Genomic DNA, 674 nt, shown 5'->3' with positions numbered 1-674 from the left:
TGAACCAATCCAAGGTGTTACATCGCTAGTTTATTATGCCAAGTTAAGCGTCCTTCCAGAACGCTGTCCTCAGTGTGGCTTTAGTGACCGGATCGTCCGTTATGGGTTTGATCAGGAACGTATCATCGTTCCGAGTTTTAGCTACCGACCAACGTATTTAAAACTTAGCTGTCAACGATTTCGCTGTAAGCACTGCACCGCCATCTTTCAAAATCGGACCGACTACGTCCGTCCGCATTGTGTCGTTAGTGAACCAGTCCGCCAAAAGGTTCTATTTGATGCACTCTCAAACCGTTCTCTCACTGATATCAGTCAACGTTATCACATCTCTGATAAAACCGTTCAACGCATTATTGATGAAGAAGCTGAACTTCACAATTACCATCAAACAACCTGGTTGCCAGAACACCTGGCTTTTGATGAATTTAAGGCGACCAATAAGATGAACTTCATCTGGGGAGACAGTGATCATCACGAAATCGGCTCTATTCTGCCATCGCGTACCTCTTATCAAATAACGAAATATTTTGAGCGTTTCTCACTTCAGGTTCGTCAACAAGTAAAGACCATTTCCCTAGACTTAAACGCTGGGTACATCAATCTAGTCCCACGTCTGTTTCCAAATGCGAAAATAGTTGTGGATCGTTTTCATATCGTTCAGATGGTTTCAACTG

1 protein-coding gene is annotated in these 674 nt (G+C 43.3%); it reads left to right on the top strand.

The genetic code is table 11. From position 1 onward, the window contains the following. A partial coding sequence (locus HC026_RS13195; RefSeq protein WP_168926204.1) for a transposase occupies positions 1 to 674 on the top strand: 674 nt, incomplete at both ends.

It is taken from the genome of Secundilactobacillus angelensis (assembly GCF_012641075.1).
Lineage (GTDB): Bacteria > Bacillota > Bacilli > Lactobacillales > Lactobacillaceae > Secundilactobacillus > Secundilactobacillus angelensis.
The sequence above is the reverse complement of the archived record's forward strand: the minus strand, read 5'-3'. Positions and strand labels throughout refer to the sequence as shown.